Below are 1,145 nucleotides of genomic sequence, written 5' to 3'. Positions count from 1 at the left end.
TGCAGAATTCCCAGGTTTCGAACACGAAACTGAAGGCGCAGAGATCGAAGACGGTAAATACCACGTTCTTTGTATCAAAAAAGACGCTCTATAATCGACTAAGTCGATAACGTGACTACCTAAATCCCCGCTCTTTGAGTGGGGATTTTTTTATGCCTTTAAATCACAGTAATATATCCCCCAAAAACGGGTACCTCTCTTACCGAACTCTCACCGCAACTTAAATAAATACAATTTAAATATAACTTAAACCCCACTTAAGAAAATATTTTTAAATTTTGATATGAATTTATTCTCACTATTTATGCATAATCAAAATCAGGCCATTATGGAGGTTTAATATGAAACCCAAGGCACCACCCCCAACCCATTGTAAACAATAGATTTAATTTCAAAAAAACATCAAATGTAACATTGCCGAACGATTTATGAAAAAACATGGTCGAATAATGATACTTATCGGCTTGTTTTTCGATAAAAATGCAATAATTCATTCCGTTTATATGGTTTTATTTTTGTGAAAAGAGCGCATTATATACCTCGAAGACAAGATAACTATTCAACTTAAAATATCATTCTTATAAACAAGAGTTATATTTTAATTATTTAAATCTATCGAATTTAAATACGAAAAATCACTTGTTAATTAACAGGCAGTAAGAATAAAGATAATAAGCAGCAATCCCTCTATATTTAATATCGATATTAATTAAGAGGTTTTTTATTTTATTCTCAACAAATTCTGCTAGATATTTTATTGCTTTATATCACTTATAAATCGAAAGATATCTGCATCAATCATTTGTATTCAGGCATTATTATGAATAATAGTACTAATAAAATGCGCGCTCTCGTTATTGAGCACCAAAACATTACTCCAAACAGCTTTGCAGATCGTGCAACTAAATCATTAATCGCTGAATTAGAAAGCCGTACTATCGAAATCGTTACAGCAACTTCTTACGAAGATGCACGTGCGGTTATCATGGCATCTCAAATCGATAGCCTTGTATTAGCTCTAGAAAAAACTGAAGAGCAAATCGTTAACTCTCACGAAGAAGTTGATTTGTTAGCAGCACTACAAGCACGTCAACCTGAAGTGCCAGTATTTCTACTAGCAGAACGCGCACGTACTTCTATTCTTA

The 1,145-nt window shown here is 32.9% G+C and carries 1 protein-coding gene; it reads left to right on the top strand.

Annotated features, from left to right (window positions below; translation table 11 throughout):
- Positions 1–820: 820 nt before the first annotated feature.
- Positions 821–1,145 (top strand): Orn/Lys/Arg decarboxylase N-terminal domain-containing protein (locus CTN01_RS22500; RefSeq protein WP_282957573.1); only part of this gene is annotated, 325 nt, incomplete at its 3' end.

The sequence above is a fragment of the Photobacterium angustum genome, from assembly GCF_003026365.1.
GTDB lineage: Bacteria > Pseudomonadota > Gammaproteobacteria > Enterobacterales > Vibrionaceae > Photobacterium > Photobacterium angustum.
This window is presented reverse-complemented; position numbering and strand designations above follow the sequence as displayed.